The sequence below is a fragment of the Enterococcus sp. DIV2467a genome (assembly GCF_050532945.1).
GTDB classification, from domain to species: Bacteria; Bacillota; Bacilli; order Lactobacillales; family Enterococcaceae; genus Enterococcus; species Enterococcus faecalis.
The window spans coordinates 1,905,662-1,920,073 of sequence record NZ_CP172896.1; the positions used below are offsets into that span (position 1 = coordinate 1,905,662).

General features: G+C 36.1%; 14 protein-coding genes. 5 read left to right on the forward strand and 9 right to left on the reverse strand.

Annotated elements, in window-relative coordinates:
• Window positions 1–2: 2 nt before the first annotated feature.
• Window positions 3–1,655, reverse strand: a complete 1,653-nt coding sequence (alsS, locus tag IGL80_RS08925; protein ID WP_002357923.1) for an acetolactate synthase AlsS — start codon at window positions 1,653–1,655, stop codon at window positions 3–5.
• A gap of 277 nt (window positions 1,656–1,932) precedes the next feature.
• On the opposite strand from alsS, the gene IGL80_RS08930 reads away from it, so the two are divergent.
• Window positions 1,933–2,844 carry an LCP family protein gene (locus IGL80_RS08930; RefSeq protein ID WP_002404487.1) on the forward strand — a complete coding sequence of 304 codons (912 nt, stop codon included), beginning with the start codon at window positions 1,933–1,935 and terminating at the stop codon, window positions 2,842–2,844.
• A gap of 52 nt (window positions 2,845–2,896) precedes the next feature.
• Here IGL80_RS08930 and IGL80_RS08935 read toward each other — a convergent pair whose 3' ends face one another.
• The 3 genes from IGL80_RS08935 to IGL80_RS08945 all read right to left on the reverse strand — a co-directional run bounded on the left by IGL80_RS08935 (window position 2,897) and on the right by IGL80_RS08945 (window position 6,649).
• Complete coding sequence (locus IGL80_RS08935; protein ID WP_002357926.1) at window positions 2,897–4,240, reverse strand: NADH peroxidase; 1,344 nt, start codon at window positions 4,238–4,240, stop codon at window positions 2,897–2,899.
• A 185-nt stretch (window positions 4,241–4,425) separates the two neighbouring features.
• The gene (locus IGL80_RS08940) at window positions 4,426–5,118 is read right to left on the reverse strand and encodes a response regulator (RefSeq protein ID WP_085366465.1); all 693 of its coding nucleotides are present in this window, start codon (window positions 5,116–5,118) and stop codon (window positions 4,426–4,428) included.
• Entirely contained in the window at window positions 5,099–6,649 is a 1,551-nt protein-coding gene (locus tag IGL80_RS08945; protein WP_002404485.1) for a Spo0B domain-containing protein, read from the reverse strand. The genes IGL80_RS08940 and IGL80_RS08945 overlap by 20 nt, the downstream gene beginning before the upstream one ends.
• A gap of 156 nt (window positions 6,650–6,805) precedes the next feature.
• Here IGL80_RS08945 and IGL80_RS08950 point away from each other — a divergent pair, with 156 nt between their 5' ends.
• Window positions 6,806–8,131: a 2-hydroxycarboxylate transporter family protein gene (locus IGL80_RS08950; protein WP_002360543.1), complete on the forward strand. Its 1,326-nt coding sequence runs from the start codon at window positions 6,806–6,808 to the stop codon at window positions 8,129–8,131.
• A gap of 31 nt (window positions 8,132–8,162) precedes the next feature.
• Window positions 8,163–9,332 (forward strand): NAD(P)-dependent malic enzyme, encoded by a 1,170-nt coding sequence (locus IGL80_RS08955; RefSeq protein WP_002360544.1) that lies wholly within the window; start codon window positions 8,163–8,165, stop codon window positions 9,330–9,332.
• A gap of 72 nt (window positions 9,333–9,404) precedes the next feature.
• Here the strand turns inward: IGL80_RS08955 and IGL80_RS08960 are convergent, their stop codons facing one another.
• The 4 genes from IGL80_RS08960 to ireB all read right to left on the reverse strand — a co-directional run bounded on the left by IGL80_RS08960 (window position 9,405) and on the right by ireB (window position 11,785).
• Complete coding sequence (locus IGL80_RS08960) at window positions 9,405–10,253, reverse strand: helix-turn-helix domain-containing protein (protein WP_002385984.1); 849 nt, start codon at window positions 10,251–10,253, stop codon at window positions 9,405–9,407.
• 500 nt (window positions 10,254–10,753) lie between these two features.
• Window positions 10,754–11,059 carry a DUF1292 domain-containing protein gene (locus tag IGL80_RS08965; RefSeq protein ID WP_002360545.1) on the reverse strand — a complete coding sequence of 102 codons (306 nt, stop codon included), beginning with the start codon at window positions 11,057–11,059 and terminating at the stop codon, window positions 10,754–10,756.
• Between the two features lie 37 nt (window positions 11,060–11,096).
• Window positions 11,097–11,519 carry a Holliday junction resolvase RuvX gene (gene ruvX / locus IGL80_RS08970; RefSeq protein WP_002357936.1) on the reverse strand — a complete coding sequence of 141 codons (423 nt, stop codon included), beginning with the start codon at window positions 11,517–11,519 and terminating at the stop codon, window positions 11,097–11,099.
• Window positions 11,516–11,785: a regulatory phosphoprotein IreB gene (gene ireB, locus IGL80_RS08975; protein ID WP_002357937.1), complete on the reverse strand. Its 270-nt coding sequence runs from the start codon at window positions 11,783–11,785 to the stop codon at window positions 11,516–11,518. The genes ruvX and ireB overlap by 4 nt, the downstream gene beginning before the upstream one ends.
• A 435-nt stretch (window positions 11,786–12,220) precedes the next feature.
• Between ireB and IGL80_RS08980 the strand changes: the two genes are divergently transcribed.
• Complete coding sequence (locus tag IGL80_RS08980) at window positions 12,221–12,973, forward strand: threonine/serine exporter family protein (RefSeq protein WP_002357938.1); 753 nt, start codon at window positions 12,221–12,223, stop codon at window positions 12,971–12,973.
• Between the two features lie 5 nt (window positions 12,974–12,978).
• Window positions 12,979–13,479 carry a threonine/serine exporter family protein gene (locus IGL80_RS08985; protein ID WP_002382172.1) on the forward strand — a complete coding sequence of 167 codons (501 nt, stop codon included), beginning with the start codon at window positions 12,979–12,981 and terminating at the stop codon, window positions 13,477–13,479.
• A gap of 51 nt (window positions 13,480–13,530) precedes the next feature.
• Here IGL80_RS08985 and IGL80_RS08990 read toward each other — a convergent pair whose 3' ends face one another.
• Entirely contained in the window at window positions 13,531–14,397 is an 867-nt protein-coding gene (locus IGL80_RS08990) for a TIGR03943 family putative permease subunit (RefSeq protein ID WP_002357940.1), read from the reverse strand.
• Between the last annotated feature and the right edge of the window lie 15 nt (window positions 14,398–14,412).

The window sequence follows — 14,412 nt, forward strand, 5'->3', positions numbered from 1 at the left end:
TCCTAATAAAGTTGATCTGGTAACAATGTTTTACCTAATTCTTGATTATCTGAATAATCCACAGGAACATCAATAATCACTGGGCCTTCTGTTTGCATTCCTTCTTCTAAAGCTGCGGCAAATTCTGCTTGTGAATGTACTCGAACCCCTTTGGCTCCAAAAGCTTCAGCATATTTCACAAAATCAACTGGACCAAAATCTACGCCAGAGGATCGATTATATTTCATTTCTTCTTGGAATTTAACCATATCATAACTACCATCATTCCAAATAATATGCACGATATTTTGCTTTAACCGAACCGCTGTTTCTAATTCTTGCGCTGAAAATAGGAAACCGCCGTCCCCAGAAACAGAGATAATTTGTGTATTCGGACGAACCAGCGCAGCCGAGATTGCCCAAGGCAAAGCGACACCTAATGTTTGCATACCGTTACTAAATAATAAATGACGCGGTTCATAACTTCTAAAGTGGCGAGCCATCCAAATGTAGTGACTCCCTACGTCAACAGTAACTGTCATTTCATTCGTGGTTTTTTCTTGAAGCGTTTGAACAATTTCTAATGGATGTAATCGATTTTCAATTGTACTTGTTTTTACTTCTTTAATCGTTAATTTTTCTTGAAGCGTTTCTAAATAATCTTGCGCATCTTCTGTTAATATTGGTTCACTAAATGCTTCTGATAATTTCAAAATATTTTTAGACATATCACCAATTAGCTCTTCTTCCGGTTGCATATATTGATCAATTTCCATTTGAACTTCATCAATGACAATAACGCGCGCATCTTTTTCTGCATTCCAATTACGTGCCTCATATTCAATGGGGTCATAACCAATCGCAATCACTAAATCACTTCTTTTTAACAAACGATCCCCAGGTTGGTTTCGAAATAAACCAACACGCCCAAAGAAATGTTCTTCTAATTCTTTTGAAATAATTCCTGCTCCTTGGAACGTTTCCACGACTGGCAAACCAGTTATAGCAACCAATTCACGAATGGCTGCGGTAACTTTTCGTGCAGAGGCCCGCATTCCTAAAAGTAAAACAGGTAATTTCGCTTGCTTGATTCGTTCAGCTAAAGCTGCGATTGTTTCTGCTGATGCATGGCCCAGTTTCGGAGCCGACAAAGGCTTAATTGCTTCGCCTGTCACCGGACTATCTGTGACATCTTGTGGGATCGATAAGAATGTTGCGCCTTTTTTCGCTGTTTTGGCGATACGGTAAGCATTGGCAATATTTTCAGATAATGTTTCTGGATCTTGAATTTCTGTACTGAATTTTGTTATTGGACTAAATAATGCAGCATTATTCATGCTTTGGTGAGTTAATTTTGACAAATCGGACCGTTTCACCTGTCCAGCCAATGCTAAAACAGGGTCCCCTTCTGCAGTCGCAGTTACTAACCCAGTTGCTAAATTGCTGGCACCAGGTCCACTAGTTGCAATAACTAAGCCAGGCTCTCCCGTCAAACGACCAATCCCTTGTGCCATAAAGGCTGCATTTTGTTCATGTCGAGCTAAAATTAATTCTGGACCTTTGTCAACTAATGCATCAAAAACCCCATCAATTTTTGCACCGGGAATCCCAAAAATATAGGGCACTTCGTGATTGATTAAACTTTCTACTATGATATCTGATCCTTTTTTACTCACTGTTATACCTCCAATTAAAATCTGTACTAATTACAAATACAAAAATACCACTAAAATTCTAATTAATCAACAATGAAACACATTGAAAACGTGTAATATACTAATTCGCATATTTTAATAGAATTGAGATATTTCAAAAGATTAAGCAAAAATAATGCAAAATACCTTAAAGTTTTATAGTCTTTCAACAATTATTATATACTTCTTCACTAAAAATTAGTAAGATTAACCTATAAGAAAAAAATCACAACCTGTGATAAATTATTGGAGGAAAAATATGTCAAAAGGGAAGAAAATTTTTGCCATTATCTTTGGAATTATCTTGGTTCTATTTCTTGCAGTTGTTGGAATGGGAGCAAAACTTTATTGGGATGTTTCTAAATCAATGGATAAAACCTATGAAACAGTAGAACGATCTAAAAAAAGTCAGGTCAATTTAAACAATAAGGAGCCTTTTTCTGTTTTATTATTAGGGATCGATACAGGCGATGATGGGCGTGTCGAGCAAGGTCGTTCGGATACAACAATTGTTGCAACAGTTAATCCTCGTGACAAGCAAACAACCTTAGTCAGTCTTGCTCGCGATACCTATGTTGATATTCCAGGTCAAGGAAAACAAGATAAATTGAATCACGCCTATGCTTTTGGTGGCGCATCTTTAGCAATGGACACAGTTGAAAACTATTTAAACATACCTATTAATCATTATGTTTCAATTAATATGGCTGGTTTAAAAGAATTAGTCAACGCGGTTGGCGGAATCGAAGTGAACAATAATTTGACTTTTTCTCAAGACGGATATGATTTTACGATTGGTAAAATTTCATTGGATGGTGAACAAGCACTCTCCTATTCAAGAATGCGTTACGAAGACCCTAATGGTGACTACGGCCGCCAAGAACGTCAAAGAAAAGTGATTGAAGGCATCGTCCAAAAAGTCTTAAGTCTTAACAGCGTAAGCAACTATCAAGAAATTTTAACAGCTGTTTCTGATAATATGAAGACAGATTTAAGTTTTGATGACATGAAAAAAATTGCCTTAGACTATCGCAGTGCCTTTGGTAAAGTGAAACAAGACCAACTTCAAGGTACTGGTTTTATGCAAGATGGTGTTTCCTACCAACGTGTGGATGAACAAGAATTAAATCGTGTCCAACAAGAGTTGAAAAATCAATTGAATACAAAATAAAAATAAAACCCACGAGTACTATAAATACTCATGGGTTTTATTTTCTCTTCTATTAACGTTCTTGTTTCACCGCTTCTAAAGCCGCTGTATTAATAATATTCCAAGGTTTGTCAAACGCTGGTTGGAAGAAGAAATCCGCATAGGCTAAGTCTTCAATTGTCATTTTTGCTTGAATCGCTAATGAAATAGCATTAATGTTTGCAGTTAAATCTGCTTTCGACATTAATTGAGCGCCTAAAATTTGTGTTGTTTCAGGATCATACACTAATTTAAACCAAGCTTTTTGTTTGTCTGGATTGAAGTCCATCAAGTAGTCTTCTACTACTGTCACCGCTTTTGTTTCTTTTCCTAATTTTTGAGCCATGACTTCGTTAATCCCTGTTGAAGCAAATTTATAATCAAAGACGGCCAAGCCAGAAGATCCTTGAACACCAGGGAAAGGTTTAACTGGTTCCTCTAGGTTTTTCACAGCAAAGCGACCTTGTTTACGAGCATTCGTTGCTAAGGCAATATTTACTTCTGTGTCTGCAGGATTGTATTTAATTAACGTAGCATCCCCTACTGCAAATACATCTGGCTCACTTGTCCGCATGTATTCATCCGTCTTGATTAGGCCATTCGGATGTAATTCTAAGGTACCTTTTAACCAAGCAGTGTTTGGACGGACACCAACCGCTACAACGACCAAATCAGCATCGTACGCATTTTTATCTGTAACGACTTTTTGCACACGACCGTCGCCTTCGTAACGTTCAACTGTTTCACCAGTTGCAATGGTAATATTATTAGCTTCCATCTCTTCTGTTAAAACATCTGTAAATTCTTTATCTAGATATACCCCTAATGGACGATCTAAAATGTCAATAACAGTAACCTTTTTGCCGGCTTTTGCAAATGCTTCGGCAGCTTCAATCCCAATATAACCACTACCAATCACAACCACATTATTGACTTCTGGATCTACTGTTTTTTGTTTTAATTTAATGGCCCATTGACGACCACGCATCAAGTAAATATTATCCAAATCTTTACCTGGAATATCTAATTCAAATGGGACAGCTCCGGGACTGATGATTAATTTATCATAATTTTCAACACGTTCTTCACCTGACACTAAATCTTTCACTGTCACTTGATGTTCTTTTGGTTGAATCGCTGTAATTTCAGTATTAGAAAAGACATTCACACCACGACTCTCCATTTTTTCGCCAGTCATATAGCGAACAGAATTAACATCTTTCACTTTTCCTTCTAGGTACAACTGCATGCCACAAGACAAGAATGAGATAAAATCACCTTTCTCATACCATTGAATTTCTGCATCAGGATGAAGATTTAGTAATTCTTCTACCGCTTCATAACCTCCATGTGATGATCCTAAAACAATAACTTTCATCGCTCGTTCCTCCCATATAATATTATTTCTTACATAATAAAGAATATCATATATTCTCAAAAAATAACAAATAATATCCTCTTTTCCATTCTCAATTAAGTTCTTTAAATGAGAATAAAAAGGAGTATCCTCTGTATTTCGCCACTTCTCAATTACTTTTTTTATTTACTAAAAAATAAAAAATACTAAATTCTCCGATACGATTGATAGGGACGCCCCACTTTTAAATAGCTATTTTTACTTTCTAAAAGGTTATTCTTTTCTAGAAACAACACATATTTGCGAACAGAAACATGTGAAAGCTGACTCGCTTCTGATAATTCTTGAATCGTAAAATAGTCGGTAAATTCGTCTATTTTTTTTAACAATAATTGTAATGTTGCTTGTGTTAGTCCTTTTTCTAAGGACAGGTTTTGAAGAGCTTGTTCATTTTTACGTGCGTTTGTCTGTGAAGAATGAAACAATTGGTCCACTTTTGTTTGCGAAAGCTCCTTCGTTTCCAGCGTGAATTGAGCATTTTTTTTCTGATAGTTTTCGATACTTTGTTGAAATCGCTCAAAAGAAAAGGGTTTAACTAAATAGTCTAAAACGCCTAAATGTAAGCTTCGTTTAACATTTTCCAACTCGTTGGCAGCCGTAATCAGGATAACTTCTGTGTCAATTTTTTCATCTCTAATTGTTGCCAGATAGGTCAAGCCGTTGCCATCTTTTAAATGAACGTCTAATAAAACAAGTACTGGTTGTTTTTCTTTCGTTAATTGTAGACCTTCAGCAATTGTTGCAACCGTAAAAATAGTCGGTTGGTGAATTAATTTTTCAAGATATTTTTGATGTATATATGCAACCATAGGATCGTCTTCAATAATCAATAGGTTCATTTTCCTCTGCTCCTTCGTAATGAACATTTATGCGAATGACAAGCCAATTGTTTTGTTGGTTTTCCCAAGTCAATATCGCTTCCCCATTCTCTAATAATCTTGCCAAATAAGAAGTGAAAAATTCTTGCTCAAAGCGTTCCAGTTGTTCTTTTGGATAAGCAAACGAATAAGTAGTCGTTAAACTTCCTGGCTGATAATCAATGGTTTCAATGATCTCTTCTGGTAACGGTTGTTCCATCAGGAAACGATGAATATAACGGTAGATAGCAATCAAATTTTGTGTATCTTCATCTCGTTTATTTGGTGGAATTTCTGGATAAATTTCAATAGCTAATTGTGTTTTAATTTCTGCAAACTTGATTCTTTCCCCACTTAAAAAACCTGCTAGAATAGGATTCCTAACCAAAATAGCTAAGCGCTGTGCAAATTCCTTTTCTGGTTTCAATAAATCGGCTAGATAATGTTTTAGCGCCTCATAATCTTCTAAATCGACTAAGCCATAAATGACATGCATCTTATTCATAAATTCGTGTGATTGACTTTGTAATGCCGAAGCATATGTTGTTGTGCTGACAAGCTGCTCTGCGACAATAAACGTTTCCGTCGCATTTTTCAGAAAGATAACATGCCCAATTGTTTTTTTACGGACATTAATCGGGGCGATTGAGACGAAATAATCCTGGCCATTTTGACGATAGAATTGCTCTGTTTTTGAATGTACGATTAATTTTTCAGGAGATAAAACCAATGCTGAAAGTTTCTTTCCTAGTAAATTTTCTTCACTATTTGTTATATTATGATACATTTTAGTTGCTTCAATATTTGCTAATAAAATATTTTGATCGGTATCAATCACAAGGATTGCGTCTTTCGTTTCCTCAAGCATGGCGTTTCGCTCTTCTAATAGACGAGCAATTTCTCTTGGCTCTAAATCGTGAAGTTGTTTTTTTAAATAATAAGAAACCACGATGGCTAATATAAAGCCAAAACCAACACTTAAAAGGACACTCACTGTGTAATCATTTTTTGTTCGTTCAATCAATTGTGAAAGCGAGGTCATTTTAATGCCCATTGCCACAACCCCAATTTGTTTTCCTTGATCATAGACTGGGACAAAACCTCGTAATGATTCTCCTAAACTCCCTTGACTAACAGATAAATGTTCCTCCCCTTTTAATGCTCGCACTTCATCGCCACCTTCAAAATGCTTACCTATTTTTTGGCGATCAGGATGTGTTAAACGAATCCCCTGCATATTCATAATCACGATAAAATCCAACTGATGGATTTCACCTAAACGAACCGTATACGCTTCCAATTCATCTGAATAGTGATCATTCTTTAAGGCTTCAATAACATTCGGTTCAATAGCCAACTGTTCCCCGACGGCTAAAAGTGCTTGCTCTTGGTTTTTACGAACTTCTTTAATTGTTTGAACCGTCGTTACTCCGTAAAAGAAAGTAATCATAATAATTAATGTTGCAATAAAAATCACTGATAAGAAGCACCATAATTTCCCGCCACGCTTCATTCCATCCCTCTTTTCTCTTCAAATAAAGTATAGCATAGGAAGATTTGGTTAAAAAACTTTTCTTTAGTTAAATTAGTTAAATTAATTAAATAATCTACTCTACAGAAAACGTTTACATTATGATGAATATAGATTAAAGTTATAGGAGGAAATAGCATGGAAAAGAAATTGCCCGCAACAGCTGCTAATGAAACAGATTGGCGCAACAAATTAACCAAAACGAGGATTGGTTCGGTTACGTTACCTGTTTATCTTGTAACAGCTAGCATTATTCTTGTTACGGCTCTATTAGAACAACTACCAGTCAATATGTTAGGTGGTTTTGCCGTAATTTTAACAATGGGTTGGTTACTTGGAACAATTGGTGGAAATATTCCTATTTTGAAACATTTTGGCGGTCCCGCAATTTTATCTTTATTAGTACCATCAATTATGGTCTTTTTTAATTTACTCAACCAAAATGTCTTAGACTCAACAGATATTTTAATGAAACAAGCAAACTTTCTCTATTTCTATATTGCTTGTTTAGTTTGTGGAAGTATCCTTGGAATGAACCGCAAAATTTTAGTCCAAGGTTTAATGCGCATGATTGTCCCGATGGCATTAGGAATGATTTTAGCAATGGGGGTTGGGACCCTAGTTGGAACGCTGTTAGGTCTCAGTTGGAAACATAGCCTTTTCTATATCGTCACTCCTGTTTTAGCTGGTGGAATCGGTGAAGGTATTCTTCCTTTATCCCTTGGTTATAGTGCCATTACTGGATTGCCAAGTGAACAATTAGTGGGGCAATTAATTCCCGCAACCATTATTGGTAATTTTTTTGCTATCATGTGTTCAGGTTTACTTAGTCGTTTAGGAGAAAAACGCCCTGAACTTTCTGGACAAGGTCAGTTGATTAAAATTACCAATTCAGATGATTTAAGTGATGCTTTAGAAGAAGACAAAGCACCAATTGATGTAAAATTAATGGGCGCTGGTGTTTTAATTGCATGTACCTTATTTATTACAGGCGGTTTATTACAACACTTAACAGGCTTTCCTGGTCCTGTTTTGATGATTGTTGTCGCAGCCTTTTTAAAATACTTAAACGTAGTACCGAAAGAAACCCAACGCGGATCAAAACAGCTTTATAAATTTATCTCTGGCAATTTTACGTTCCCGTTAATGGTCGGCTTAGGTATGTTATATATTCCTTTAAAAGATGTCGTAGGAATGCTTAGCTGGCAATATTTTGTTGTGGTAATTAGTGTCGTTTTCACTGTTATTGCTACAGGCTTTTTCGTTTCACGCTTCATGAATATGAATCCCGTCGAGGCTGCCATTGTCTCCGCTTGTCAGAGTGGTATGGGTGGGACTGGCGATGTGGCTATTTTAAGTACAGCCAATCGAATGAACTTAATGCCGTTTGCACAAGTTGCGACACGTTTAGGCGGTGCCATTACAGTAATAACAATGACTGCTATTTTTAGAATGCTTTTTTAACTATAAGTAAATTATTTAGGAGGAAAATGATATGTCAACAAAAGATGTAAAAGAATTAGCGATTGAGCAAGCAAAAAAATTTGGGGGGAAATTAGAAGTCTGCCCTAAAGTTCCGATTGAAACAAAAGCAGATTTAGGAATTGCCTACACACCAGGTGTTGCGGCTGTTTCTTCTGCCATACATGAAAAAAAAGAACGCGCTTACGAATTAACGACAAAGAAAAACACCGTCGCCGTTATTAGTGATGGTTCAGCAGTTTTAGGTTTAGGTAACATTGGTCCTGAAGCAGCGATGCCTGTCATGGAAGGAAAAGCTGCATTGTTTAAACGCTTTGCTGGTGTGGATTCGATTCCCCTTGTTTTAGATACACAAGATACCGAAGAAATTATTCAAACGGTGAAATTTTTGGCTCCAACCTTTGGGGGGATTAACTTGGAAGATATCAGCGCTCCTCGTTGTTTTGAAATTGAACAGCGTTTAATCGATGAACTAGATATTCCCGTTTTCCATGATGATCAACACGGGACAGCGATTGTTGTTCTAGCGGCTTTGTACAACAGCTTAAAATTAATCAACAAGAAAATAGAGGACATTCATGTGGTAATCAACGGCGGTGGCTCCGCTGGTCTTTCGATCACAAGAAAATTTTTAGCTGCTGGCGTAAAACATATTATCATTGTTGACCGTGCAGGGATTCTGAGCGAAACAGATACAGCTCTGCCACCACACCACGCAGAAATTGCGAAGCTAACCAATCGGGAACACCGTACCGGTGATTTAGCTACTGCTCTTGAAGGCGCTGATGTCTTTGTTGGTGTTTCGGCACCAGGTGTTTTAAAACCTGAGTGGATTCAACAGATGAATGAGCAGCCAGTTATTTTTGCAATGGCTAACCCAGTTCCTGAAATTTTTCCTGATGAAGCTTTAGCGGCAGGCGCTTATATTGTCGGAACTGGTCGTAGTGACTTTCCGAATCAAATTAATAATGTGTTGGCCTTCCCTGGTATCTTCCGCGGTGCCTTAGATGCTCGGGCGAAAAAGATTACGATTGAAATGCAAATTGCCGCTGCCAAAGGTATTGCAAAATTAATTCCCGATAACGAACTCACGCCGACCAATATTATTCCCGATCCATTCCAAGAAGGAGTCGCAAAAGTCGTCGCCGAAAGCGTCCGTAACGCTGTCAAAGAAACAAATTAAAAAGAGAAAAAAGGAACAACCTAACTCCTCTTGAGTTAGGTTGTTCTTTTTAAAATCTGAAACGATAATTCATTATTTAAAACTGATGTTAAACTCTTGCATATCTTTTTCAATATAAGTAAGTAATTTTTTATTTTCAAAGAAACGTGTAAAGTAGTACGCAATACGATAATCTTCAACAGCATCTAGTCCTAGCATTTGTTTATTAAACGCTTTTTCGTATAATAAGCAATCTAAAGAGTAAATAGAACTGTGTGTCCGATTAATTTCGATTCCTTTATCACTTAATTCAATACTCTTTGCATAGTCTTTAATTAATGAATAGAATTTTGCGGTATTATAATAAATACGGCATTGCTCTAATGGATAATCTAATTTGAATTCGCTTAGCAATTGTAAAGATTTATCGTAATAAACTTTTGCTTTTTCAATATCATCTTCTAATTCATATAAAATACCGATCGCATTCATACTCAAAATATTATAAATATTAATATCACGACTAATTTCAGAACCACGATGTAAATAGAACAATGCTTCGCTATTATTTTTCTTACCTAATAAACTCGTAATTCCTTTATAATAGAAAAATTTTGTTTCTAAAATTCTGTTTGAACTTTCGATATCATCTGGATAGTCTTTCAACAAATCATAGGCTTCATCGTGCTTAAAGTAAAAGCATAATTCTTCTACTTTATTTAATAAGCTTTCGAGTTTTTTCTCACTAGAACCTTCGATACATTCTTCTACTTGTAAGTCTAAACGTAGACATACAGATGAGAAAATGTCTAAACTGTCACACACATTTTTGTTTTCAATGTTACTAATTGTTGCTTGTGTACAAATTCCTTTTGCCAATTCAGCTTGCGATAATTTTTTCTTTTTACGCGCTGTTTTGATTTTTTCTCCCGCTACTCTCACAGTCAAAACTCCAATCTTTCTATTTTTTTTGTATTAAACATACCATCATTTTACAGATAATGTTATAATGAAGCTATCATAATAAAGGAGGTGAAATATATGTTTGATTTACTTGCTTTATTAACTGGAATTTCAGTTCGTGGCAATGCACCACACCAATAATTACGTGTTTGTTTAACTGAATTTCTGACGGCTCTACCTATGCCAGTAGGTGGAGCCATTTTTTTATTTAATATTATAAAATTAACAGTATTTCCAAAACCTCATACTTAGTATAACACAAATTATAAATTATGCTAGATAGTTACCAAATTAACGTCATTACAAGGATGTTACGTTTTTACAACATCTTGTAAAACTAGACATTACTGTTCTTCTTTATTCACCACACTCAATGATAGCGATAGTATCTTATGATAGAAACAACATGCACATTATAACAATTATTATTAAGAAAGCTACTTCTCAATAGGAGAAGTAGCGCTTCTCTCGTTACAGTTTTACTCTTCTTCTTCAGCCATGAATGTATTGAAAACTTCTTCAATCATATCCCATTCAGCGTCTGTTTCGATTTGCTGTAAATCGCCTTCTGTACCTTCTGCGTTTTCCACATATGAGTAAGCTTGCAATTCAACATCTTCATCCTCAGGAATTCCTGCTGGATATAATAAAACATAATTTTTACCGAATTCTTCTTGACCGTCAACAGTTAGTAAGATCTCGTATAATGTTTCATTTCCTTGTTCGTCTACTAAAGTAATGTGTTCATGTCCTTCGTGATCATGTTCGTGGTTGTGTTCTGTCATTCTTCTTCTCTCCCTTGATGTATTCAAAGCTCGATAATTATCGGCTATGTGCATCTAAATAATTTTGTAGAATCATTACTGCCGCTAGTTTATCAATGACTTTTTTTCTTTTGGCTCTTGAAGCATCTGCTTGCTCCACCAAGAAACGCTCTGCTTGGACAGTTGTTAATCGTTCATCTTGATAGTCAACAGGTAATTGAAATAATTCTTGAATCTTATCACCATATGCCATGGATGCTTCAGCTCTAGGACCGATGGAATTATTCATGTTTTTCGGTAAACCTACGACAAATTTTGTGACTTCGTATTCTTTCACCAATTCACCTAATCGCTCAAAACCGAAGTTCTCTTCCTCTTCATTGATGCGAATAATTTCGATGCCTTGTGCTGTCCAGCCTAATAAATCACTAACAGCCACACCGACTGTCCGTGAACCTACATCTAGCCCCATGATCCTCATTTGATATCGATTCCGTGGTTCGCTAAGTAATATTTGGTTAATTCTTCCATGATTTCATCACGTTCATGACGACGAATTAAGTTTCGAGCATCTTGATAACGAGGAATGTAAGCCGGGTCCCCAGAAAGTAAATACCCTACTATTTGGTTAATAGGATTGTATCCCTTTTCTTCTAATGCCCGATATACGGTTTCTAACGTTTCACTGATTGCTTTTTTTCGATTATCATCAAAATCAAAGCGTACTGTTTCGTCTGTAAAACCCATTTTACTACACCTCACTTCTACTTTTATACAATTTCATTTTACTAGAAAAGAACCGAAACTACAAACAAAATTTCTTCTCCTTCTCTCTTTTTTGTTATTTCTTAGTCTTTTATTAATAAAGGCTTCGTAAAAAAATGACAGCCATCGATAATTTTAAAATTATAAAAACAAATACACAACTTTATAAAACAAGAATAAAGCTCTGCTAAATCGCCAGAATATCACCTTTCCCTCCAATTCATTTTGCGAAAAAATCGACGTTTTTCTTTTGAAAACTTTTAAATATCTATGATTAAATAATATCAGCCTTTTAATGTTACAATTCGCTAACAATCTGTTTACGATGTAAATTTTCGATTGCAGCTGTTATTTATTTCCTCTTTTTGGTTCGTTTGTAGTACACTAGAAGAAAATACATAAAGTGAGGCTTGCTCAATGACTCCTGCTCATTTGGATTTACTTTTAGAAACCTGTTTGTTAGCTGGTAAAATTATGATAGAAAGCGATGCAGAAATGTACCGTGTTGAAGATACAATGAGCCGAATTGCGCTTGCTTCTGGCAACTATCGAATGGTTAGCTATGTGACACAAACCGGGTTATTTGTTGGCATAGATGGAACCTCCACGATTCGTATGGTTCAAGTAATGAAACGTGGCATTGATTTAGAAAAAATCTCTCGTGTGAATCAGCTGTCTCGTGCTTATGTGGCTGGTGATTTTTCTTTAGAGGAATTACTGAATAAACTAAAAGTGATTGATAGTGAACACCGACATTTTCCAATTAGCGCACGCATTGTTAGTGCGGCTGTTGTCAGCGCTACAATTATGATTCTTTTTGGTGGTGTCTGGTCCGATTTATTCTTGACTTTTCTGATTGGTGGTTGCGGCTATAGTCTTTATTATTTTAGTTTAAAGTTTCTCAAGATTAAATTTTTATCTGAATTTTTAGCTTCGCTGTTCATTGGTGCAGCCGCTATTCTTTCAGTCAAATTGGGACTCGGACAATCACAAGATTTAATCATCATTGGTTGTGTCATGCCTTTAGTGCCTGGTGTGCAAATTACCAATGCTCTTCGCGATTTGCTAGCTGGACACTACTTATCGGGTGTTTCTCGTGGGACTGAAGCATTAATGACTTCAGGAATGATTGGTTTTGGCATTGCTTTTGTCTTTCAACTTTTCTATTAAAAGGAGTGACTTACTTGCTAGGAATCGTTTTGGTACAATTTATCTTTAGTTTTTTAGCTTCTGCGGCGTTTGCGATTATTATTAATGTTCCTCGACGATCACTGGTGGCTTGTGGTCTAACTGGTAGTGTGAGCTGGATGCTTTATTGGGTAATCGTTGAAGTTTTTAGTGGAAATGCAGCATTAGGTTCCCTTATCGGTGCTGTCGGTGTTGCGGCAGTAAGCTACCTATTCTCAAAAATATTGAAAATGCCTGTCACGATTTTTAATATTCCTGGTATTGTTCCATTGGTACCTGGTGGCTTAGCTTATCAAGCTGTTCGGAATATCGTAATTGGCAATTATGAAAAAGGCGCCTATTTTACCGTGCAAGCTGTAATGATTGCTGGGGCAATTGCGTTAGGCTTAGTCGCTTCTGAGGTTTTCAATCAGAATATCCGCAGCTTTCGAGAAAAAAGAGAATCTTTGGGTTTTATTCGTCGTAAGCGCAACAAAATTAAAAAATAGATAGCAAAAAAGTTGGTTGCTGCCATTTGATAAGGAAGCAACCAACTTTTTTTAAAAGGAACGATAGACATATTGATTTTTTGGTGCTTGATCTGCTTTGACTTTCTCCACTTGCACAGTTGGTATTTGCCGTTTAAACGGTGGATAATAGGATAACTCAACCGTGCCGGTAATCGTTACCCAATCATTGTTTTGAAATTGAGTATGTTCAGGAAAATGAACCAACAAGCCAAAAACGCCAGAATCAGCGACACAATGAATAATCCCAAAACGGAAGACAAACTGGTCAACACTTTCTTCTCTTTTTGAATTATAGACAAAGCCTTTATAAGAAATCCTTTTCCCTGCAAATTGACTTGGATAATTATAGATTAGTTCCATAATTTCCAAATAGTTTTCATCAGTAATTGAAATCACAGATTGGCCATCATATTGTTTCATGGCTTTTGCCATCTGCTTGTCATAATCCGTCTTATTGAAATACATACTTGTATCAGGTTTCAAATATTGCGTTTGCATATCAGGATCCCCTACTGATTCTTTACTTACTGGAAAGTTAAATCCTTTTGCTTCAACAATTGTTGTGTCTAAACTAACTGTCGGAAATAATAAGCCAACAATCAATGGTAAAGAAAGTAGTAAATAGGCAAGCCCTCTTTGGCTAGGTTTTTCCAAATTATGCTGATGGCCATGATGTTCATGTCCCCCATGTTGGTGCATGTCTTCATGTTTTTTTTGCATTGATGGATCTGCTTGGTTCCACAAAATCAATTGGACAATCGCCATAATAAAAGCTAAAACCATTGATAAAACAGCTAAGTAATTATAATGAATATTGATATATTGGTTCAGTTCACCTGAAATTTGAAGATACATCATCAACCCCATATATCCAATTAAAATAATAAATCGTATCATCGATTGTAGGCCTCC

What these genes read in the sequence shown, in the direction of transcription:
- IGL80_RS08950 (WP_002360543.1), top strand. Translation starts at nt 6,806, where the DNA reads ATGGAAAAGAAATTGCCCGCAACAGCTGCTAATGAAACAGATTGGCGC.
- IGL80_RS08955 (WP_002360544.1), top strand. Translation starts at nt 8,163, where the DNA reads ATGTCAACAAAAGATGTAAAAGAATTAGCGATTGAGCAAGCAAAAAAA.
- IGL80_RS08980 (WP_002357938.1), top strand. Translation starts at nt 12,221, where the DNA reads ATGACTCCTGCTCATTTGGATTTACTTTTAGAAACCTGTTTGTTAGCT.
- IGL80_RS08965 (WP_002360545.1), bottom strand. Translation starts at nt 11,059, where the DNA reads ATGACAGAACACAACCACGAACATGATCACGAAGGACATGAACACATT.
- IGL80_RS08940 (WP_085366465.1), bottom strand. Translation starts at nt 5,118, where the DNA reads ATGAACCTATTGATTATTGAAGACGATCCTATGGTTGCATATATACAT.
- IGL80_RS08990 (WP_002357940.1), bottom strand. Translation starts at nt 14,397, where the DNA reads ATGATACGATTTATTATTTTAATTGGATATATGGGGTTGATGATGTAT.
- IGL80_RS08930 (WP_002404487.1), top strand. Translation starts at nt 1,933, where the DNA reads ATGTCAAAAGGGAAGAAAATTTTTGCCATTATCTTTGGAATTATCTTG.
- ireB (WP_002357937.1), bottom strand. Translation starts at nt 11,785, where the DNA reads ATGGGTTTTACAGACGAAACAGTACGCTTTGATTTTGATGATAATCGA.
- IGL80_RS08935 (WP_002357926.1), bottom strand. Translation starts at nt 4,240, where the DNA reads ATGAAAGTTATTGTTTTAGGATCATCACATGGAGGTTATGAAGCGGTA.
- IGL80_RS08945 (WP_002404485.1), bottom strand. Translation starts at nt 6,649, where the DNA reads ATGAAGCGTGGCGGGAAATTATGGTGCTTCTTATCAGTGATTTTTATT.
- ruvX (WP_002357936.1), bottom strand. Translation starts at nt 11,519, where the DNA reads ATGAGGATCATGGGGCTAGATGTAGGTTCACGGACAGTCGGTGTGGCT.